The following is an 18,862-nucleotide window of genomic DNA, read 5'->3' as shown; positions in this document are numbered from 1 at the left end:
GAGCGGTAACGCGGTGCCCGTCGTCGGGTAGGAGGGGAATGGGCGCGGACTCCCCGGGTAGCCAGTCAGGTGGAGAGCGGACAGATCAGCGACTACGGTTTCCTCGCCGACGGCCGCAGCGCGGCGCTGGTGGACGCCTCGGGCTCGGTGAACTGGTGGTGCCCGGGCCGGTACGACGCCCCGTCGGTGTTCGGGCGGTTGCTCGACGACAACGCCGGGCACTGGTCGATCCAGCCCGAAGGCGACTACCGGGTCGAACGCTGCTATCTCGAGGACACCCTGGTGCTGCGGACGGTCTTCCGTACCGCGCAGGGAGAGGTCGCGCTGACCGACGCGCTCGCCTTCGAGCCCGGCTCGCGTGGTCACGACATCGGCCTGCACTCGCCGCAGGTGCTGGTCCGTTCGGTGGAGGGGCTGTCCGGCTCGGTGCCGATGCGGGTGCAGTACCGGCCGCGCTTCGAGTACGGCCGCACCATCGCGTACCTGATCGAGCACGAGGACATGCTGGAGGCCATCGCCGGGGCCGCCCGGCTCACCCTGCGCGGCAGCGTGCGGTTGACCGCCGGCGACGGCGAGGCCACCGGGGCGTTCACCGCCCGCGCCGGCACGAAACACAACTTCACCCTCGGGTACGCCCCGACCTACGACGCTCAACTGCCCGAGGTGCCGGACGCCGACCAGACCATCGCCGACACCGTCGCCGGCTGGCATTCCTGGTCGGCCCAACACCCATACGACGGGCTCTACCCCGAGCAGGTGCGGCGCAGTCGGCTTGTGGTGCAGGGCATGACGTACCGGCCGAGCGGCGCGGTGGTGGCCTCGGTGACCACCTCGCTGCCGGAAAAACTAGGCGGGGACCGTAACTACGACTACCGCTACGTCTGGGTGCGTGACTTCAGCCTGACCCTGCGGGCACTGTGGCGGACGGCGTGCCTGGACGAGGTGCAGCGGCAGTTCGCCTGGTTGGGCCGGGCGATGGGCCGTGTCGACGACAAACCGGTGCCCATCATGTACGGGGTGCTGGGCGAGCGGGACCTGACCGAGCACCGCCTGGAACAGCTCGGCGGCTACCGCGACAGCCCACCGGTGGTGATCGGCAACGACGCGTGGCAGCAGCGGCAGACCGACATCTTCGGCGAGGCGATGGATGCCGCCTGGTTGATGCGCGACAAGCTGGAGCCACTGGGCACTGAGGTGCAGCACGTTCTCCGGGTGCTCGCCGACCAGGCCGCACGGGACTGGGCGTTGCCCGACGCGGGCATGTGGGAGGAGCGCGGCATCCAGCACCACCACGTGTCCTCGAAGGTGCAGTGCTGGGTCGCCCTGGATCGGGCGGTCCGCTTCGGTGACAAGCTCGGCGAGCCGCAGGACGTGGCCCGCTGGGCGGCCGCTCGCGACGCGGTCCGCGCGGAGGTCCTCGAACGGGGCTGGAGCGAGCGGCTCCAGTCGTACACCGGAAGTTTCGAGTCCGACGACCTGGACGCGTCGGTGTTGGTGATGCCGCTCGTCGGATTCGTGCGGGCCGACGACCCGCGGATGCGCTCGACGATCCGCGAGGTGGAGGAGCGGCTCTCCCACGACGGCCTGCTGCGGCGCTGGGACGGCGACCCGGCGGGGTTTCTGATCTGCTCGTTCTGGCTGGTGTGCTGCCTGGCGCTGGCCGGTGAGCGGGACCGGGCGCACGAGTTGTTCCGGGGGTTGGCGGAGCGGGTCAACGACCTCGGCCTGTTCGCCGAGCAGATCGACCCGCTGACCGGGGAGCAACTGGGCAACTTCCCCCAGGCGTTCTCCCACATCGGCCTGATCAACGCCGCCGGTGTGCTGACCGACGTTGAGCGGGACCCGACGCTGCGTCAGTGCGGAATGCCCCCGGCGTACTTCTCGCCGGTGAGCCGGTGAGCCGGACTTTCGTATGGACAGTGACAACTTTCCATCTGTTGACGCGAAGTTCTATCGCTCTCCAGTGAAAGACGTTAATGTCCGGGACACCCTGCGGTGCTCCTCCAGTCGGCGGGAGCGGCACCGAGATCCCCCGGACAGCTGGAGGTCTCGTGTCCCGCACACCGCGCCGACGTCTCGTCAGCGCCACCACAGTGCTCACCGTCCTGGTCACCCTCTGCCTCGTCCCGCAGGCAGGCGTCCTACCGGCCGCCGCGTCCCCGGCCCAGGCCGCCGCCCTCGCGCCGCCCGCCACCATCGGTTTCGAGAAGGTCGCCCTCGACGGCGGTCTCTCCATGGGCGAACCGATCGAACTGGCCGTCGCCCCCGACGGCAAGGTCTTCTACATCAACCGGGGCACCAGCAGCGCCGGTGGTCAGGTCCGCCTCTACAACCCGGCGACCAGGTCCACCACTGTGGCCCTGACCCTGGCGTTGGACGCCCGCTTCGAGGACGGCCTGATCGGCATCACCCTGCACCCGAGCTTCGCGAGCAACCGCTGGGTCTACCTCTTCTACTCGCCGAAGGTCACCCCACTGGTCAACCGGATCAGCCGGTTCACCTTCAACCCGTCCACACTGCTGCTCGACGCGGGCAGCGAGGACGTGCTCATCGAGTGGCCCACCGAACGGGACCTCTGCTGCCACTCCGCCGGCTCGATGAGCTGGGACACCGCCGGCAACCTGTACTTCGCCGTCGGCGACAACACCAACTCCGGTGGCGACTCCGCCGGAATGGCCCCGATCGACGAGCGGACGAACCGCAACGCGCAGTACGACGCCCAGCGCACCTCCGGCAACACCAACGACCTGCGCGGCAAGATCAACCGGATCCACCCGGAGAACGACGGCAGCTACACCGTCCCCGCCGGCAACCTCTTCGCCGCCGGCACCGCGCGAACGCGCCCCGAGATCTACGTGATGGGCGTGCGCAACCCGTACCGGATCTGGGTGGACCGCACCGCGAACAACACCCTCTACTGGGGTGAGGTCGGCCCGGATGCCGGCGTCGACCTCGCCAACCGTGGCCCGGCGGCGTACGACGAGTTCAACCGGGCCAATGGGCCCGGCAACTACGGCTGGCCGTACTGCGGCGGCCCCAACGTCGCCTACAACGACTGGGACTTCGCCACCGCCACGCCACGAGGCTGGTTCCCCTGCGGCGGCTCGACCGGCCCGGTCAACAACTCCCCCCGCAACACCGGTCTCCAGCAGCTCCCGGCGACGAAACCGGCGCTGGTCTGGGAACAGCACGGCGGCAGTGAGGACTGGCCAGCGCTGGACAACCCGGGCGGGTGCGGGTCACCCAACCACGTCGAGGTCTACCACTACGACCCGAACCTCGTCTCGGACGTGAAGTGGCCGGCCTACTACGACAACAAGTGGCTGATCTCCGAGTACTGCCGAAACTGGATCAAGGAGGTCCAGTTCGACAACGGCAACCCGTCCACCGGGACGCCGACAGTGATCGAGCCGGTGCTCGCCGGCATGAAGCTCGTCCACCCGATCGACTGGCAGTTCGGCCCGGACGGCTCGCTCTACCTGCTGGAGTACGGCAGCGGCTACTTCTCCGGGGCCGCCGACGCCGGTCTCTACAAAATCAACTACGTCCAGGGTGGCCGATCGCCGGTGGCCAGGGCCACGATCAACCGGGACAACGGCCTGGCTCCGCTCTCGGTGACCTTCTCCAGCGCCGGCAGCTCGGACCCGGACGGCGACCCGCTGACGTACGCATGGGACTTCACCAACAACGGCAGCACCGACTCGACCGCCGCGAACCCGTCCTTCACGTACTCCGCCAACGGCAGCTACAGCGCCCGGCTCACCGTCAACGACGGCACCGGCCGCAGCGCCACCACACTGGTGTCGGTGGTGGTCGGCAACAACCGGCCGACCGTCACGCTGACCGGCCTGCCCGCCGGCGGGCTCTTCGACTGGGGGCAGGACCTGACAGTGGGCGCCTCGGCCAGTGACCCGCAGGACGGCACGCCGGCCTGCTCCGCGGTGGTCGTCCGGGCCGCGCTCGGCCACCAGGAACACGCCCACGAGGAGGGGGAGGGGACCGGCTGCGGCGCGACCTTCAACACCGGCCCCGTGCACGCTGGCCCCGACTCGGTGCTGTTCTTCGTCCTGCGGGGCAGCTACACCGATCGCGGCGCGACCGGCTCGGCGGCACTCACCGGCGAGCAGGAGATCAGCCTCTATCCGAAACAGTGGCAGGCCGAGCACTTCGTCCAGCTCAACGGCCCCAAGGTGATCGACCAGGCGGCGGCCGAGGGCGGCAAGCGGTTGGGTGACGTCCAGAACGGTGAGAGCGTCCGGCACCACGCGGTGAGCCTCAGGGGAATCACCGGCGTCCGCGCCCGCGTCTCCTCCGGCGGCCCCGGGGGCACCCTCTCCTTCCGGTACGACTCACCGACCGGCACCGAGGTCGCCCGGATCGCGGTGCCGAACACCGGCGGCTGGGACAACTACACCGAGCTGAGCGCCACGGTGACCCCGCCCGACGACGGCACCCACGACCTGTACCTGGTCGTCACCGGCGGCAGCGGGGCGTTGCTGGACGTGGACAGCTACACCTTCACCGGCCCGGGTGTCGGCAACGGCGGGGCGCGCAGCGGTGTGGTCAAGGCCCTCGGCAAGTGCGCGGACATCGCCTCCAGCCAGACGGCGAACGGCACCAGGGTGCAGACCTGGACCTGCAACGGCACCGCCGCGCAGAGCTGGACCCTGCCCGGCGACGACACGGTGCGGGGGCTCGCCAAGTGCCTGGACGTGAAGGCGAGCGGCACCACCGACGGCACGCTCGTGCAGCTCTACGACTGCAACGGCAGCGGGGCCCAGCAGTGGGCCGCCCAGCCGGACGGCAGCCTACGCAACCCCCAGTCCGGGCGTTGCCTGGACATTCCCAACTCGGATCTCACCGACGGTCGGCAACTGCGAATCTGGACCTGCAACGGCACCGGAGCGCAACGGTGGACCCTGCCGTAACCGTCCCCTGACCGGCTCCGTTGATCCTTGATCACTTGATGCTGAGTAGTTGTGGGAAGGCTCCTACAGCTACTCAGCATCAAGTGATCGTGAGGTTGGGGGAGGATGTCGGGATGCGGCTGGTGCTGACGGCGGACACCCACGTACCGAAGCGGGCCCGAGACCTACCCGGGCCCCTCTGGGCGGCCATCGAGGCGGCCGACGTGGTGGTGCACGCCGGCGACTGGGTGGACGAGTCGTTGCTCGACGCCATGACCGCGCGATCGCGCCGGCTGATCGGGGTGTACGGCAACAATGACGGCCCGGCGCTGCGCGCCCGGCTGCCGGAGGTGGCCCGGGTCGCGCTGGACGGTCTGCGGATCGCTGTGGTGCACGAGACCGGGCAACGGACCGGTCGCGAGAAGCGGTGTGCGGCCCGCTTTCCCGACGTCGACCTGCTGGTCTTCGGGCACTCGCACATCCCCTGGGACACCGAGGCGCCCGGTGGGCTGCGCCTGCTCAACCCCGGCTCGCCCACCGACCGCCGCTCCCAACCCCACGCCACCTACCAGACCGCCGAGATCAACGAGGGCACCCTGACCGAGGTACGCCTACACCACCTGCCCCGCCCCTAACCCCGCCGTCCCGCCCTCGCGGCCCGCCCTCGCCCCCGCGATCTTGCACTTGCTGTCGCTGTTTTGTACCTTGTGTGCACATTTGTCGCGACAGAAAGCGCAAGATCGCGGAGGGGTTACTGGCCTCGGCCCGTTTCGGCCTGGAGTTCGTCGATGCGCTTGGACGCCTCGGCCTTGGTGAGGTCGTCCGGGAGGTCGGCGTGGGCCTCCCGGGCCAGCGTGTTCAGGTAGGACTCCTGTGCCGCCGTCGGCGGTTCGTCGCCGGTGACCCACTCGTCCGGGTCCTTGATCGCGGCGTTCTGGTCGGCCTGCTCGTTGCTGCGGTCCGTCATTGTCATCACCCTCTCTTCGAACAGGTGTGCCAGTACCCCGATCTCCGCTGTTCATTCCTGCCTGGTTGCCGGTCCAGGCCGCGTGGTGGTCACAGTGTCGCGTGACTGGATTCCTGCTGAGCAGCACGTCGCATTGCCCGCGACATCTCCTCAACATCCAGCTCGGCGAGGTAGTCGATTATCAGCGATCGCACGTCCTCGACTGTTCTCGGCATCTTCGTGAGATCAAGCCCTGAAGGCGGGATGACGGCACGGAAGCGGCGATCGTTGATCGCGCTGCCAATCAACGCTCGGCGACCCACAGCGGCACGCGCTCCTTCAGCACGAAGGTCAAGTGCACGCTGGCCTCGGCGGACTTCCGCGAGTGCGGATTGTGCACCCAACCCCGAGGCAGCATGAGAATGTCCCCGGGGGTCAGCTCGACCGTCTGGTCCGGGCCCTCTCTCTGCCACTGCTTGACCCAGTCGTCCTGCCAGAGGTTCGTCGACATGGAGTGGTCGCGATACGGCGCGTCGACCTTGGGCTCGAACAGCTCCCAGGTCTTCGTCCCTTGGAGTTGCACCACGATCCCGAGGTACTGATCCCAGTGGTAGTCAAGCCCTTGACGGTTGGGCGGTGTGATGAAGGCCGTGACGTACCCCGGGCAGCCGGTTTCCGCCTGGATGCTCGCACAGATCGCGCTCAAGGGCGGGAACCACCGATTCAGCTCGCGGAGCTGGATGGTGCAACCCTGGTCGAGCAAGAGTTGCACCGAGGCCGGAGCCACCCGGTCATCAGCGGTGAAGCGGGCCGGATGCAGCCCCTCACCCCTGTGGAAGACGTTGACGTAGTCGCTCGGCGCGCATCCGGAGTCTAGGAACCCTCGGATCGCCTGTGCGTTGACCACCCGTCCGACCGGGCTGTCGTGCGGGAGCTTCAGTGTGTACGGGCGCTCGGGCCACTTGCCGAGGACCGCGGCAGCGGCCTCGTGACCGATGATCATGTCGAGGGACATGGGATCTCCCAGTGTCGAAGGTTAGTTCGGTGGGAGGGGGCAAGGCGTCCTGGTGTGGTGGCGATGCGGGCAGCAGATGACCGCGAAAACAACGACCCTGTTGGCGCTCAGGCTCGCGGTGTAATGCCAGATGGCGTCGCTCCCGCCTTCGAGGCCCGCTCGTGAATGCTCAACGCGTGCTGCCTGGTCCACGTAGCTGAGCGTCGGGTCGGGCGGATGCTGGGCGTACCTGTCAGTCAGCCAGTTCAGCGCATCCTGCACGTCGGTCCATGTCCGCTCCCGTGCTGTCTGGTCGCGCCGCAGCAGGTAGTGGCCGTTCTCAAGCGGCGGCGACGACGCGCGGATGAACGCAGCCGTTGCGACGTCACCTGAACTCGGACCTGGCCGCCGTTCCGGATCGTGCTCCCGCCCGAAGAACTGGTGCGGACCAGTCCACGGATCGTAAGCGTGCCAGTGGTGCGTCACCAGCGCCATTGTTCCCCCTGGGTGTGGGCTGGCCGCGCATAGCGCGCGGCCAGCCCTGGACGATCAGAAGATCTCGTTGGCCTGGTACGCGGCGACGAAGTTGTTCAGTTCCTCGCGGCTGAATCGCAGCGTCGGCGAGTCGGCCCCCAGTTTCGAGTCACCGATGATGACGGCGTCCGGGTTGCCGGGCAGGATGGCGGCGGCGACGCAACTCTCCATCGTGTTCGTGATGCCGCCGCCGCAGAGCTTCCGCAGGTTCACGCCGGAGGCGTCGACCGAGTACAGGTCGAGCGGGCTGTCGATCGTCATGAGACGATCTCCTTTCAGGTGGACTGCTGTGCGGGGATTCGGTCCCCGTGCCGTGGCGCACCTTCACCCCGGTCTGGCCGTTTGCTTTCCACGGGAGGCGGCCAGACCGGGCGTCTCGGGATCGAGCGAACCTATGAGCTGCCGTCCGTCTCCGGGGGCTCGACGGCGGGTTTGCGGAACGGCCCCCACGCGACGAAGCGCTCGTACAGCTCTCGCGGGGTCGGCCCGTCGTGCGGGTTCAGGTGGTACAGATCCTTGGTCGCCTCGTAGAACATGCCCGCCAGGTAGATCGACAGCCCGGGCATGTTGTCTTCGAACTCAAACCTCAGCTGAAGCCTGGCCTCGGCGCAGGGCCACTGCTGGCCGTCCGCCCGACAGAACCACATCGGTCGCAGCGGAGTATGCGGCTTCTGCTCGCGATGGGGCCGAGGTCGGTTTGGCTTCGGGCCGGCGAGGGGTGGGACGGCCTGAGTGCTGAGGGTGCTCATACGTCATCTCCTGCCTGCGGGTCACCAACTCGGCGGCCTGTTGCACGGGGTCCGGGCCGCGAACCGCATCCCCCTTCCACGACCCGGGCCCCGAATCCTCGGGGTGGGGCCGCTCCACCACGGGGGGAGGCGGAGCGGCCCCGGCAGGACCCGTCGCGGCCCTTCGCTGTTACGTAAGCCCTGCACTATGGACACTCTCTGTCGTCGAGTCCGCTCGTGCAATGATTTACGCTGACACATGTCACCGTGGCTGTCCCACTCTCACGAACCGGCGAGAATTGGTCCCACGCTCGACGGATGGATCGCTTCAATCTGAGACAGGGGGCGGCATGACTCATGCAGGATCTTCCATACCGCGCAGGCAGCTCGGGCGATATCTGAAGCGTGGCCGCGAAGAAGCCGGCTTGTCCCTGGAAGCTGCCGGCGAGGCGCTGGAGTGGTCGAGGTCCACGATGTATCGGATCGAGGGCGGCGGATCGGCGGTCAAGGCGCGCGACGTGACGGCCATGTGCTCGCTGTACGGCATGTCCCCCGAGATGACATCGGCCCTGATCGCGCTTGCCGCTGAGACCAAGGCAAATGGCTGGTGGCACGCCTACGGCGATACGCTGCCCGCCTGGTTCGAGCTGTACGTCGGGATGGAATCAGCCGCCTCGCGCCTGCGGCACTGGGAGCCGGACTCGCTTCCCGGGTTGCTTCAGACGAGGCAGTATGCCGAGCATCTGCTCCGGTCGCATCCAGAGTTGGCAGAGCGAGAGGTCGGACGCCTGGTCGAGCTTCGCATGGAGCGCCAGCGGATCCTCAAGCGAAAGAAGCCGGAGCCGGCGCGCTTGGAGGTCATTGTGGACGAAGGAGTGCTGCGTCGGCCGTTCCCCGGCATGGCGGACCAACTCCTCCACCTTCACAACCAGGTGGCAGCCGACGTTGCGACCATCCGCATCGTGCCCCGGGACACGCCGCCCAACTATGCCTTGACCGGCGGTGGTTTCGTCATGCTGGAATTTCCAGCGATCGGTATCCGCACCCCCGAGCCCACGACCGTCTACAGCGAGTCACTGACGGGCGCTTTATATCTCGACAAGCCGGCAGAGGTTGCGGCGTACTCTGTGAGGTGGAGAGCGCTCGAAGGTCTGTCGCTCGAAGCGAACCGATCGGCAGACCTATTAGCCACGATCGCCAAGGAGATGTAGCAATGAGTAACCTAACCGGGGCCGTGTGGCGCAAGAGCAGCCGCAGTGGAGGCAACGGCGGGCAGTGCGTGGAGGTGGCTGACAACCTCTCCGGCATCGTCGGCGTTCGGGACAGCAAGGACCCGTCCGGCCCGGCGCTCACGTTCGACCCGCAGACCTGGAAGGCGTTTGTCGGCTTCGCCAAGCGCGCCTGACGAAACGCAGCGAAGACCCCTCGGCATCGCGCTGAGGGGTCTTCGCTGTTGAGGGGTTGACCCTCGGCCTCGTGAGCGGCGATCAAGTCCAGCACAGGACCACCGCCTACGATCATCGGATGACGGTGGACCGGTCGAAGGTCGTGGTGGTCGGGGCGGGGATCGCCGGGGTGGCCTGTGCTGTCGAGTTGACCCGGGCCGGGGTGCCGGTGCAGGTCCGGGAACGCGGGCACGTCTGCGGTGGCCGAATGGCCAGCAAACGCTTCCAGGGCCGGCCCGCGGACATCGGCGCCGCCTACTTCACCGCCACCGACCCGGACTTCGCCGCCCTGGTCGAACAGTGGCGCGCCGCCGGGCTGGTCCGCGAGTGGACCGACACCTTCCAGGCGTACGACCGGAGCGGTAACCACGAGGTGCCCGGGCCGATGCGCTTCGCCGCACCACGTGGGCTGCGCTCGTTGGTCGAGCACCTGGCCGGCGCGGTGCCGGTGACCGTCGACCGGCTGGTACTCACCGTGGAGCCCGGCCCGGTGGTGGACGGGGAGCCGTGTGCGGCCGTCGCCCTGGCCATGCCGGGTCCGCAGGCCGCCCTGCTGCTCGACCCGGCCCTGACCGACGCCACCCGGGTCGTGCAGGCGCAGCGCTGGTCGCCGTCTCTGGCCGCGGTGCTGCGCTTCCCGACCCGGCGCTGGGCGGATTTCCGGGGCGCGTTCGTCAATGAGCACCCGGTCCTCAACCTCGTCTGCGACGACGGCGACCGGCGCGGTGACGGTGCGCCGGTGCTGGTCGCGCATACCGTGCCGGAGTTCGCGGCCGGGCACCTGGCCCAACCCACCGGGGCCGGCCCGGCGATCGAGCAGGCCGTCCGGGATCTGCTCGGGCTGTCCGAGCAGGCCGTCGACGTGCACGTGCACCGCTGGACGTACGCGAAGCCGACCAGCGACGCCGCCGGTGCCACCCACCACCTGGACGCCGACGGGGTCGGCCTGGCCGGCGACGCGTTCGGCAAGCCCCGGGTGCAGAGCGCCTGGCGCTCCGGCCGGGACCTGGGCCGTGCCCTGGCCACCCGCCTGGCCTGAGCGCGCGCCCTCAGGCGTGCCCGGCCGCCGCGACGGGCCGCGCGTCGGAGTCCCGCTCGGCCGGGTCGGAGGTCCGCTCGCCCTCCCGGTCCAGCAGCTGCATGACCGGGGTCGCCGTGATGCCGTGCACCACGACGGAGACGAGCACCACCAGCCCGACGGTCGCCCAGAGCAGCTCGGCCTGCGGGAAGTCGGCCTTGGTGGTGGCGAACGCGAGGTAGTAGAACGAGCCGACGCCGCGAATGCCGAACAACGAGATGACCCAGTGCTCGGCCGGGCGTCCCGGGGCGCCGCGCAGCGACAACCAGCCGATCAGTGGCCGTACCAGGAACACCAGCGCCAGCCCGACGGCGGCCGCCGGCCAGGTCAGCGGACCCAGCAGGCCACCCACGATCGCGCCGCCGAGCAGCAACAACAGCACCAGGGTGAGCAGCCGTTCGACCTGCTCGGCGAAGTCGTGCAGCACCGAGTGGAACTCGTGGGTTCGTTCGGCGGCCCGGATGGCCCGGGCGGCCACGAACACCGCCAGGAAGCCGTACCCACCGACCACCTCCACCAGCCCGTACGCCAGGAACGTGGCGGCCAACGCCAGGAAGCCCTCGGCGTGCCGGGCCAGCCGCAGCTCGCTGGGCGCGCGGAAGAACAGCTTGCCGAGCAGCCAGCCGATGAGCAGGCCACCGCCGACGCCGATGCCGATCTTCCAGAGCACGTCCACGGCGAACCACTCGGCCAACCAGTCGCCCGGGGCGAGGCTGGTCGAGGCGATGGCGATGGCGGCGTAGACGAACGGGAACGCCAGCCCGTCGTTGAGGCCGGCCTCGGAGGTCAACGCGAAGCGGACCTCGTCCTCGGAATCCTCCACGTCGGTCGGCTCGCCGACCTGCACGTCGGCGGCGAGCACCGGATCGGTGGGCGCCAGCGCGGCGCCCAACAACAGCGCGGCGGCCGGCACGAGCCCTGCCCACCACCAGCCGAGCAGGGCCACCGCCGCGATGCACAGGGGCATCGCGATCGCCAGCAGCCGCCAGGTGGACGACCACCGCCGCCAACTCAACGGCCGGTCGATCTTCAGCCCGGCGCCCATCAGCGCGACGATCACCCCGATCTCGGTGAGGTGGGTGGTCAGCTCCGGATGGGCCAGGGGGTCCGGTGACGGCAGCCCGACCGGCAGCAGGAACACCAGCATGCCGAGGGCGAGAAAGGCGATCGGCATGGACAGCGGGCGCTGCTCCAGCACCCGCGGCAGGATGCCCGCGAGCAGAGCGCCCAGGCCCACAAGCGCGAACGCCACATCTACCGGCTCCACGACACCACCCTCCAGCCGCACCCGCGCGGCGCGGGCAGGTGGTGACAGACCTTGCCCCGCAAGGGCTCCGGCTATGCGCGCCCGTGCCGGTGGACCCGAGTGATCCTCACCGCGGCCGGGTGAGCGGTGAGTCCGCCAACTCGTGCAACAGCGCGGCCGGGTCGTCGTACACCGCCACGGCACCCGCGCCGGCGAGCTCGCCACGGCTGGTGCCACCGCAGGTCAGGCCCACACACGGGATGTTCAACGCCCCGGCCGCGGCGACGTCCCACACCGAGTCGCCGACGAAGACCACCCGCTCGGCGGTCAACCCGGACTGCTCCAACGCGGCGACCAGGATGTCCGGTGCCGGCTTGCTCTGCTGGGCGTCCGCGGAGGAGGTGACCGTGTCGATCACGTCATCGGCGGCCAGCGCCTGACGCAGCGCGGCCACCTCGGGTCCCGAGGCGGAGGTGGCGAGCACCACCCGCAGGCCCCGCTCGGCGCAGGCGCGCAACAGGTCTGCCGCCCGGGGTAGCGGCGTGAGCCGTTCCCAGTACTCGGCGTAGAGGGTGTCGTGCGCGTCGCGCAGTTTCGAGTCGGCGTCGCGGTCCCGCTCCGGGCCGAGGAGGTGGTCCAGGAGTTTGTCCGACCCCATCCCGATCGAGCGGTGCACCACCGCCATCGGCACCGGCTGCTCGGTCTGCCGTAACGCCTCCCACCAACTCACCGTGTGCAGGTAGGTGGTGTCGACCAGGGTGCCGTCGACATCGAAGAGGACCCCGGCGGGCCGGTCGGTAGCCATGGGCGTCCTCCTACCCTCGGGCGGCTCAGGGATGCGCGGCCGGCGGCGTCAGGATCTCGAACCAGACCGTGGAGCCCCGGACCGACGGGTCGGTGCCCCAGGCGTCGCTGAGCTCCTCGATCAGGCCGAGGCCGCGCCCACGACTGCTCAACGTGTCGGTACGGGCCCGGGTCACGGTGCCCCGGGTGCCGGAATCCGCGACCGAGACGAGCAGCCGCTCAGCGCTGAGGTCGATCTCCACCCGGGCGGCCGTGCCGGCGTGCAGCAACGCGTTGGTGGTCAGCTCGCTGGTGCAGAGGACCGCCGCCCCGATCACCGACTCGGGCACCTGCCACTCGGTGAGCTGACCGGTCAGCCAGTGCCGGACCCGGCTGGGCGCGGTCGGCTCGGCGGGCACCTCCATGCTCGCCGAACGACTCGGTTTGAGGGCGTGCTCGACCGCGAGCACGGCCACGTCGTCCTCGGTGCCGCCGGGGACCGCCGCGGTGGCCACCGCGCACAGCGCGCGCGGGTCGCCACTGCCGGCCTTGGCGATGGCGTCGCTCAGGGTCGCCAGCCCGGCGCTCAGGCTCTGCCGGCGACGCTCCACCACCCCGTCGCTGAACAGCAGCAACGTGTCACCGGGACGGAACGCGACAGTCGTGGTGCCCGGTCGAACGCCCAGCCCCAGCGGCGGTCCGGCCGGGACGTCGACGTACTCGGCGTGAAACCGACCATCCGGGTCGCCACGGCGGATCAGCGGCGCGGGATGGCCGGCGCTGGACAGGGTCAGCTCCCGCCGCTCCGCGTCGATCACCCCGAACGCCACGGTGACGAACAACTCGTGTGTGCCGGCCTCCGCGCCGAGGCTGGTCACCAGCCGGTCCAGGCCGGCCAGGACCGCGTCGGGCGTCGGGTCGGCCAGGGCCAGGGCGCGCAGCGCGGCCCGGACCTGTCCCATCCGCGCGGCGGCCTGTACGTCGTGCCCGGCGACGTCGCCCAGCACCACGCCGAGCGAGCCGTTGGGCAGCAGGAACGCGTCGTAGAAGTCGCCGCCGGCCGCGTTGCCGTCCACGCCCGGGTCGTACCGGGCCGCGATCCGCAACCGGGGCAGATCCGGCAGGTGTTCCGGCAACATGCTGCGTTGCAACAGTTGGGCCGTGCCGTGCTGGGTCTCGAACCGGCGGGCCCGTTCGGCGGCCTGGCCGATCAGCTCGGCCGAAGCGGCCAGCAGCGCCCGCTCGGCGGGTGACCAGGTGTGCGGGACCTGGTAGCCGACCGCCAGCCCGCCGCGCACCACCGAGGTGCCCAGGGGCAGGGCCGCCATCGCCTGGATCTTCTGGTCGTGGCGGTCCGCTGCGGTGTCCCGCAGTGGTTGCCCGTCGCGGGTGAACGACGGGCCGCCGGAGCGTGCCGCCTGCACCACGGGGGCTGCCCAGTCCGCCGGCGCGCGCCGCCAGAGCGGGGGAAGACGCTCGTCGGCCTCGTCCAGCAACTCGCCACGGACCCGACGCACCATGCGCCAGCCGCCGCCGCCCTCGTCGACAGCGAACGAGGCCTGGTCGGGGTCGAACGTGGTGATCGCGTACCGCAGCGCCACCCGGGCCACGTCGTCGAGGGTGAGGGTGCCGGCGAGCGCCGCGGCCACCTCGCTGAGGCTCTGCAACTGCTCGGTGACGTGAGTGGTCTCGGCCGCGACAGTCAACACACCGACGATCTGCCCGGCGCTGTCGCGCACCGGCGAGTAGCCCCGGGTGAAGACCGCCTGCTCCACAGTCGCGGAGTGCCCGCGGACCAGCGGCAGGGTGGATTCCTTCTCCAGGAAGGGCACGCCCTGCCGGTAACAGCGCTCGATCACCGCACCGACGCCGGGCAGCGCCCAGATCTCCGCGAACACCTCGGCGGCCGGGCGGCCGAGGGCGCTCGGGTGTTTGGTGCCGAGCAGCTCGGCGTAGCCGGCGTTGTAGAGCAGGACGAGGTCGTCGCCGTACGCCAGGGCCATCGGCATCGGCGAGGCGAGGATCAGCTCCACCACGGCGCGCATGGTGACGTCCCACCCGTCGGCGGGCCCCAGCGGCGTCTCGGCCCAGTCGTGGGCCCGCACGCCGACGGCCGGGCCGGACCCGGTGGGTGCGCCCGGGCCCGGAGTTGCTGGAGTGGGGACCCGCCCGACCGTTCCTGGCATGTTCGCAGCCTAGTCGGCCCATCGGGAAAGGCCTCCGACCACGGCGGCGGGCCGCGTCACGGCGGCCGTTCGGGCAGTTCAGGGCCCCTGTCCGGAGGTCTGTCGCAAAAAACGCCGCGCGCTGCGCGGACTGCCGGACCGGTTGCCGGGTATGCGCCCGGCGCAGTCCATGCGACAGGAGGGACATCATGCTGAAAACCCTCGCGGTCCGGCAGGCCGACATCGGCGATGCCATCGCCGACACCTGGAGGTCGGTGCTGCTCTTCATCCCGAAGGCAGTGGCCTTCATCGTCATCCTCGTGGTCGGCTGGCTCATCGCCAGAGCCGTCCTCAAGATCGTGGATACGGTGCTGGAACGGGTGCGTTTCGACCAGGCGGTCGAACGCGGCGGCATCAAACGGGCCCTGGAGAGAACGAAGTACGACGCCAGCGACATTCTGGCCAGACTGGCGTACTACGCCGTACTGCTGTTCACGCTGCAGTTCGCCTTCGGAGTCTGGGGGCCCAACGCGATCAGTGACCTGATCAGCGGCGTGGTGTCCTGGCTGCCGCGCGCGTTCATCGCGATCGTCATCGTGGTGGTGGCGGCCGCGATCGCCAACGCTGTGCGGGATCTGGTCACCGGGGCGCTGGGAGGGCTCTCGTACGGCAAGGTCCTGGCCGACCTGACGGCGATCTTCATCATCGCGCTCGGTGTGATCGCCGCCCTGAACCAGGTGGGTATCGCCACCACGGTGACGACTCCGGTGCTGATCGCGGTGCTCGCCACGGTGGCCGGCATCCTGATCGTCGGCGTCGGCGGTGGTCTCGTGAAGCCGATGCAGAACCGCTGGGACGGCTGGCTGGACCGGGCGGCCCGGGAGGCTCGGGCGGTGCAGCAGCAGCGTCAGGCCAACGCGGCCGGGCGTAGCGACGTGGAGCGGCAGATGGCCGACCGCGGGGGTGACCGCACCCAGGCCATGCCTCGGGTGGACGAAGCCCAGCAGTACCGCTCGTAGCGGGGCGTAACGGCACGACGATGGGGAGGGTGTTCCGCGTACCGCGCGGGGTGCCCTCCCCTCGCGTGTCAGCGCCGGTCGAGTGTCAGTGCCGGTCGAGTGCGCGAGCCAGCGCGCAGACCGCGACCAGGCGGGTGAGCAGCCACTCCGGGTGGCTCCAGTCCACCGGCCCGTTGGGCGGCGTCCACCCGTGCTCCAGGGCGGCGGCGCGTACCCCCTCGGCGTAGCCGGCGAGCGCGGCGGAGGTCAGCGGCGTGCGGTCCCCGTCGAGGCTGTCCCGGACGGCCGCCGCGTGCTGGTCGACGAGGGCCAGCAGCCCCGGTCGTGCGGCGGCGGCGGCGAGCCCCAGAGTGCCCACGGAGACGGTGAGGGCGGCCAGGGTGGACCGCGCCGAGTCGACGGCGGTACGGGAGGCGACCCGGTTGAAGGACACACGCATGGTGACCGAGGCTAACCGACGGGTGACCGGGGCGACCTCGTCCGCTCGGTGGATGTCGGCTGCGCCACTGCGGTGATCGCCGCTGACCTCGGGGATTGATCCGGCACAGACGGGGCAGCAGGAGAACCACCCACGGATGACGGCACACGGCAGGGAGGCACGGATGGGGCAGCAGGTGGACGGACCCGACGAGTGGCACCGGCGGCCGGACGGGGTCAGCGACGCTACGGTAGTCGCGCTCGGCAAGCTCAGCGAGGCGCTGGAGTGTGTGGAGCGGGCCCGGGGGCACCTCTACTCGATGCACCAGTTGATCGGCCGTGCCGACCTGATGCTCGACGACGTGGTGGAGCAGTTTGGCGCTGCCGGGCATCCGCACCTCGCGGACCGGATCGCCACGGAGCTGCGCGGCCGCAACGCCATCGCCGGACGGTGGACGTTCCAGATCGTCGAGGAGTTCGACGACGGCTACCACGCGCTGTTTCGGGAGGTGGACCAGCAGGCCCGCGACGAGCTGGTGGGCGGGCGGCGCCACCTCTACGAGGCGGAGATGAAGGAACGTCGTCGGAGCCGGGGTCGGCCGGGCCACGAGGCCCGGCCGGGCGGCGGAGGCTAGTCGCTTGTCGCGTCGGCCGGGCGTCGCCGGGCCGCGTCGTCAGCGATGATCACGGTGGCCACCATCAGCGCGACGCACAGGCTGAACAGCCACGACTCGTCGGTGACGAACCAGGCGGACACGGGTGCCTGGAGCGCGGCGAGCAGGAAGCCGAGCCAGGCGAACCGGCGCTGACGCGTGGAGAGGATTCCAGAGCCTTGATGCATCCCGAAATTCTTACGCGAACCCGCCGGCTTGCCGTCCTCCGATCGGCCGATTCTGGATGAGCTGTCCGATTTCTCGACCGTACGGGCACGGCTTCTTCGGGCGGCGAGCGAGCGGGTGCCGACGCCGCTAGGGTGCGGTTGCGGCAGGATGGTGACTCGTGTCCACCGCGCCCGCGCGTCCCCGCGCCTCGCTGCTCCTGCTGGCCTACCTCGGGTTCGTCAGTCTCGGTCTGCCCGACGGCCTGCTCGGCGTGGGCTGGCCCTCGATCCGGGGCGACTTCGACGTGCCGACCGAGGCCGTCGGATGGGTGCTCACCGCCGGCACCGTCGGCTACCTCACCTCCAGCGTGCTGGCCGGCTTCACCCTGGCCCGGGTCGGCGTGGGCGTCCTCCTGGCCGGCAGCACCCTGCTGGCCAGCCTGGCGCTGACCGGCTACGCGGTGAGCCCGGTGCTGGCGGTGCTGGTGGGCTGTGCGCTGCTGCTCGGGCTCGGCTCCGGCGCGGTCGACTCGGGTCTCAACGCGTACGCCGCCGGGGCCTTCGGGGCCCGCCACATGAACTGGCTGCACGCCTTCTTCGGCCTCGGCGTGGCCATCGGTCCACTGATCATGACCGCGGCGCTGAGCGCCGGTCTCGCCTGGCGCTGGGGGTACGGCATCGTGGCCGCCGCCCAACTCGTCCTCGCCATCGCGTTCGTGCTCACCGTGCGGGCCTGGCACCGTGACGTCCCGGCCAGCACCGCAGTGAGCGCCGAGGCGGGCGTCGCCGTCCAGACCGGACCCGCCGCCCCGGCAGTCCGGGTTCCGGTTCTGGACACGCTGCGGCTGTCGGCGGTCTGGTCGGGGACACTCGCTTTCGCGTTGTACGTGGCGATCGAGGTGTCCGCCGGGCTGTGGGCGTTCCTGCTGCTGACCGAGGGGCGCGGGCTCAGCGCGGCGCTGGCCGGCGGCTGCGTCTCCGCGTACTGGGGCAGCCTCTTCGTCGGCCGCATCGTGCAGGGTCTGGTGGCCGAGCGCCTCGGGGCGGGGCTGGTGCTGCGCGTCAGCCTGGCCGGAATGGCCGTGGGCGCGGCGCTGATCGCCGTTCCCGGGCCGGCCGTCCTGGCGGTGCTCGGCCTGGTCGTTGTCGGTTTCGCCGCCGCCCCGGTGTTTCCGCTGCTCACCCTGACCACCGCCGACCGGGTCGGCGCCCAGCACGCGGACCGGGCCATCGGGCTGCAGATCGGCGCTTCGGGCGTCGGTGCGGCGCTCGTCCCGGCCGGGCTGGGCGTGCTGATCGGTAACACGTCGGTGCAGGTGCTGGGCTCGGCCCTGCTGGTGCTCGCGCTGGCGCTGATCGGGCTCTACGAGTGGGGTGCCCGTCGACCCACCGCCGGGCCCTCCGTGCCGGTGCTGCCCGCCCAGCCGGGGAACGAGGGTCAGACGTCCGGTCCGGTGCGGCCGGTGGTGGACGGGCGGTAGGCGCGCTGCGGGTCGGTGTCCTCCCGGCTGTTGCCCCGGACCGCCCCGTCGCGGTCCGACGCGGCCGGGCCGTGCCCGAACGTGGCCTCCTCACCAGCGTCGTTGCCCGTCACGTCGTCGGCCTGCCCGTCGAGGCTGGAGCCCGACACGGCGCGCTCCAACTCCTCCAACGGAAGCCGTTCCTCGTCCCGCCACACCCTGATGTTGTCGTCGGTCATACCTACAGCCGTACCCGGGCCCGATGATCGCAAACGGGCTCGGACACGGCGATGGCCGCCGGGATCCCGGCGGCCATCTCG

Annotated in this window: 21 protein-coding genes; 9 read left to right on the top strand and 12 right to left on the bottom strand. The window is 70.4% G+C overall.

The window, feature by feature from the left end; all coding sequences use genetic code 11:
• The first annotated feature begins 69 nt into the window (after positions 1 to 69).
• The 3 genes from KBX71_RS04725 to KBX71_RS04715 all read left to right on the top strand — a co-directional run bounded on the left by KBX71_RS04725 (position 70) and on the right by KBX71_RS04715 (position 5,542).
• Positions 70 to 1,899 carry a glycoside hydrolase family 15 protein gene (locus KBX71_RS04725; protein ID WP_210816718.1) on the top strand — a complete coding sequence of 610 codons (1,830 nt, stop codon included), beginning with the start codon at positions 70 to 72 and terminating at the stop codon, positions 1,897 to 1,899.
• Between the two features lie 152 nt (positions 1,900 to 2,051).
• Positions 2,052 to 4,928 carry a ricin-type beta-trefoil lectin domain protein gene (locus tag KBX71_RS04720; RefSeq protein ID WP_210816717.1) on the top strand — a complete coding sequence of 959 codons (2,877 nt, stop codon included), beginning with the start codon at positions 2,052 to 2,054 and terminating at the stop codon, positions 4,926 to 4,928.
• Positions 4,929 to 5,041: 113 nt separating this feature from the next.
• On the top strand, positions 5,042 to 5,542 hold the full coding sequence (locus KBX71_RS04715) for a metallophosphoesterase (protein ID WP_210816716.1): 501 nt from the start codon (positions 5,042 to 5,044) through the stop codon (positions 5,540 to 5,542).
• A gap of 116 nt (positions 5,543 to 5,658) precedes the next feature.
• Here KBX71_RS04715 and KBX71_RS04710 read toward each other — a convergent pair whose 3' ends face one another.
• The 6 genes from KBX71_RS04710 to KBX71_RS34745 form a co-directional block, all read right to left on the bottom strand.
• Positions 5,659 to 5,874, bottom strand: a complete 216-nt coding sequence (locus tag KBX71_RS04710) for a DUF3072 domain-containing protein (protein ID WP_210816715.1) — start codon at positions 5,872 to 5,874, stop codon at positions 5,659 to 5,661.
• 89 nt (positions 5,875 to 5,963) lie between these two features.
• Positions 5,964 to 6,176 (bottom strand): hypothetical protein, encoded by a 213-nt coding sequence (locus KBX71_RS33515; RefSeq protein ID WP_247682948.1) that lies wholly within the window; start codon positions 6,174 to 6,176, stop codon positions 5,964 to 5,966.
• Entirely contained in the window at positions 6,158 to 6,868 is a 711-nt protein-coding gene (locus tag KBX71_RS04705; protein WP_247682947.1) for a JmjC domain-containing protein, read from the bottom strand. Before KBX71_RS04705 ends, KBX71_RS33515 begins: the two co-directional genes overlap by 19 nt.
• Positions 6,869 to 6,889: 21 nt before the next feature.
• Complete coding sequence (locus KBX71_RS04700; protein WP_210816714.1) at positions 6,890 to 7,342, bottom strand: hypothetical protein; 453 nt, start codon at positions 7,340 to 7,342, stop codon at positions 6,890 to 6,892.
• 54 nt (positions 7,343 to 7,396) lie between these two features.
• Entirely contained in the window at positions 7,397 to 7,642 is a 246-nt protein-coding gene (locus tag KBX71_RS04695) for a DUF397 domain-containing protein (protein WP_210816713.1), read from the bottom strand.
• A gap of 131 nt (positions 7,643 to 7,773) precedes the next feature.
• Positions 7,774 to 8,130 carry a hypothetical protein gene (locus tag KBX71_RS34745; RefSeq protein ID WP_210816712.1) on the bottom strand — a complete coding sequence of 119 codons (357 nt, stop codon included), beginning with the start codon at positions 8,128 to 8,130 and terminating at the stop codon, positions 7,774 to 7,776.
• A gap of 329 nt (positions 8,131 to 8,459) precedes the next feature.
• Here KBX71_RS34745 and KBX71_RS04685 point away from each other — a divergent pair, with 329 nt between their 5' ends.
• The 3 genes from KBX71_RS04685 (at position 8,460) to KBX71_RS04675 (ending at position 10,593) form a co-directional block, all read left to right on the top strand.
• Positions 8,460 to 9,320: a helix-turn-helix transcriptional regulator gene (locus KBX71_RS04685; protein WP_210816711.1), complete on the top strand. Its 861-nt coding sequence runs from the start codon at positions 8,460 to 8,462 to the stop codon at positions 9,318 to 9,320.
• A gap of 2 nt (positions 9,321 to 9,322) precedes the next feature.
• A complete protein-coding gene (locus tag KBX71_RS04680; protein WP_210816710.1) occupies positions 9,323 to 9,514 on the top strand; it encodes a DUF397 domain-containing protein in 192 nt (63 codons plus the stop codon).
• Positions 9,515 to 9,633: 119 nt separating this feature from the next.
• Positions 9,634 to 10,593, top strand: a complete 960-nt coding sequence (locus KBX71_RS04675) for an NAD(P)/FAD-dependent oxidoreductase (RefSeq protein WP_210816709.1) — start codon at positions 9,634 to 9,636, stop codon at positions 10,591 to 10,593.
• A gap of 10 nt (positions 10,594 to 10,603) precedes the next feature.
• Here the strand turns inward: KBX71_RS04675 and KBX71_RS04670 are convergent, their stop codons facing one another.
• The 3 genes from KBX71_RS04670 to KBX71_RS04660 form a co-directional block, all read right to left on the bottom strand.
• On the bottom strand, positions 10,604 to 11,899 hold the full coding sequence (locus KBX71_RS04670) for a cation:proton antiporter (RefSeq protein WP_210816708.1): 1,296 nt from the start codon (positions 11,897 to 11,899) through the stop codon (positions 10,604 to 10,606).
• A gap of 106 nt (positions 11,900 to 12,005) precedes the next feature.
• A complete protein-coding gene (locus KBX71_RS04665) occupies positions 12,006 to 12,683 on the bottom strand; it encodes an HAD family hydrolase (RefSeq protein WP_210816707.1) in 678 nt (225 codons plus the stop codon).
• 25 nt (positions 12,684 to 12,708) lie between these two features.
• Positions 12,709 to 14,847 (bottom strand): SpoIIE family protein phosphatase, encoded by a 2,139-nt coding sequence (locus KBX71_RS04660; protein ID WP_210816706.1) that lies wholly within the window; start codon positions 14,845 to 14,847, stop codon positions 12,709 to 12,711.
• 188 nt (positions 14,848 to 15,035) lie between these two features.
• Between KBX71_RS04660 and KBX71_RS04655 the strand changes: the two genes are divergently transcribed.
• Entirely contained in the window at positions 15,036 to 15,845 is an 810-nt protein-coding gene (locus tag KBX71_RS04655; RefSeq protein ID WP_124816583.1) for a hypothetical protein, read from the top strand.
• Positions 15,846 to 15,930: 85 nt separating this feature from the next.
• On the opposite strand, the gene KBX71_RS04650 is transcribed toward KBX71_RS04655, so the two are convergent.
• Positions 15,931 to 16,284, bottom strand: coding sequence for a DUF6401 family natural product biosynthesis protein (locus tag KBX71_RS04650; RefSeq protein WP_124816584.1), 354 nt, complete (start codon positions 16,282 to 16,284; stop codon positions 15,931 to 15,933).
• A gap of 163 nt (positions 16,285 to 16,447) precedes the next feature.
• On the opposite strand from KBX71_RS04650, the gene KBX71_RS04645 reads away from it, so the two are divergent.
• Positions 16,448 to 16,897: a hypothetical protein gene (locus KBX71_RS04645; protein ID WP_210816705.1), complete on the top strand. Its 450-nt coding sequence runs from the start codon at positions 16,448 to 16,450 to the stop codon at positions 16,895 to 16,897.
• On the opposite strand, the gene KBX71_RS04640 is transcribed toward KBX71_RS04645, so the two are convergent.
• Positions 16,894 to 17,103, bottom strand: coding sequence for a hypothetical protein (locus KBX71_RS04640; RefSeq protein ID WP_210816704.1), 210 nt, complete (start codon positions 17,101 to 17,103; stop codon positions 16,894 to 16,896). The two genes, KBX71_RS04645 and KBX71_RS04640, sit on opposite strands and share 4 nt — an antisense overlap.
• Before the next feature lie 158 nt (positions 17,104 to 17,261).
• On the opposite strand from KBX71_RS04640, the gene KBX71_RS04635 reads away from it, so the two are divergent.
• Positions 17,262 to 18,563, top strand: coding sequence for a sugar MFS transporter (locus tag KBX71_RS04635; protein WP_210816703.1), 1,302 nt, complete (start codon positions 17,262 to 17,264; stop codon positions 18,561 to 18,563).
• Here KBX71_RS04635 and KBX71_RS04630 read toward each other — a convergent pair.
• Positions 18,521 to 18,781: a hypothetical protein gene (locus KBX71_RS04630; protein WP_196927399.1), complete on the bottom strand. Its 261-nt coding sequence runs from the start codon at positions 18,779 to 18,781 to the stop codon at positions 18,521 to 18,523. The two genes, KBX71_RS04635 and KBX71_RS04630, sit on opposite strands and share 43 nt — an antisense overlap.
• Between the last annotated feature and the right edge of the window lie 81 nt (positions 18,782 to 18,862).

Origin of the sequence: Micromonospora sp. D93 (assembly GCF_018070365.1) — a bacterium.
Classification (GTDB): domain Bacteria; phylum Actinomycetota; class Actinomycetes; order Mycobacteriales; family Micromonosporaceae; genus Micromonospora; species Micromonospora ureilytica.
This window is presented reverse-complemented; position numbering and strand designations above follow the sequence as displayed.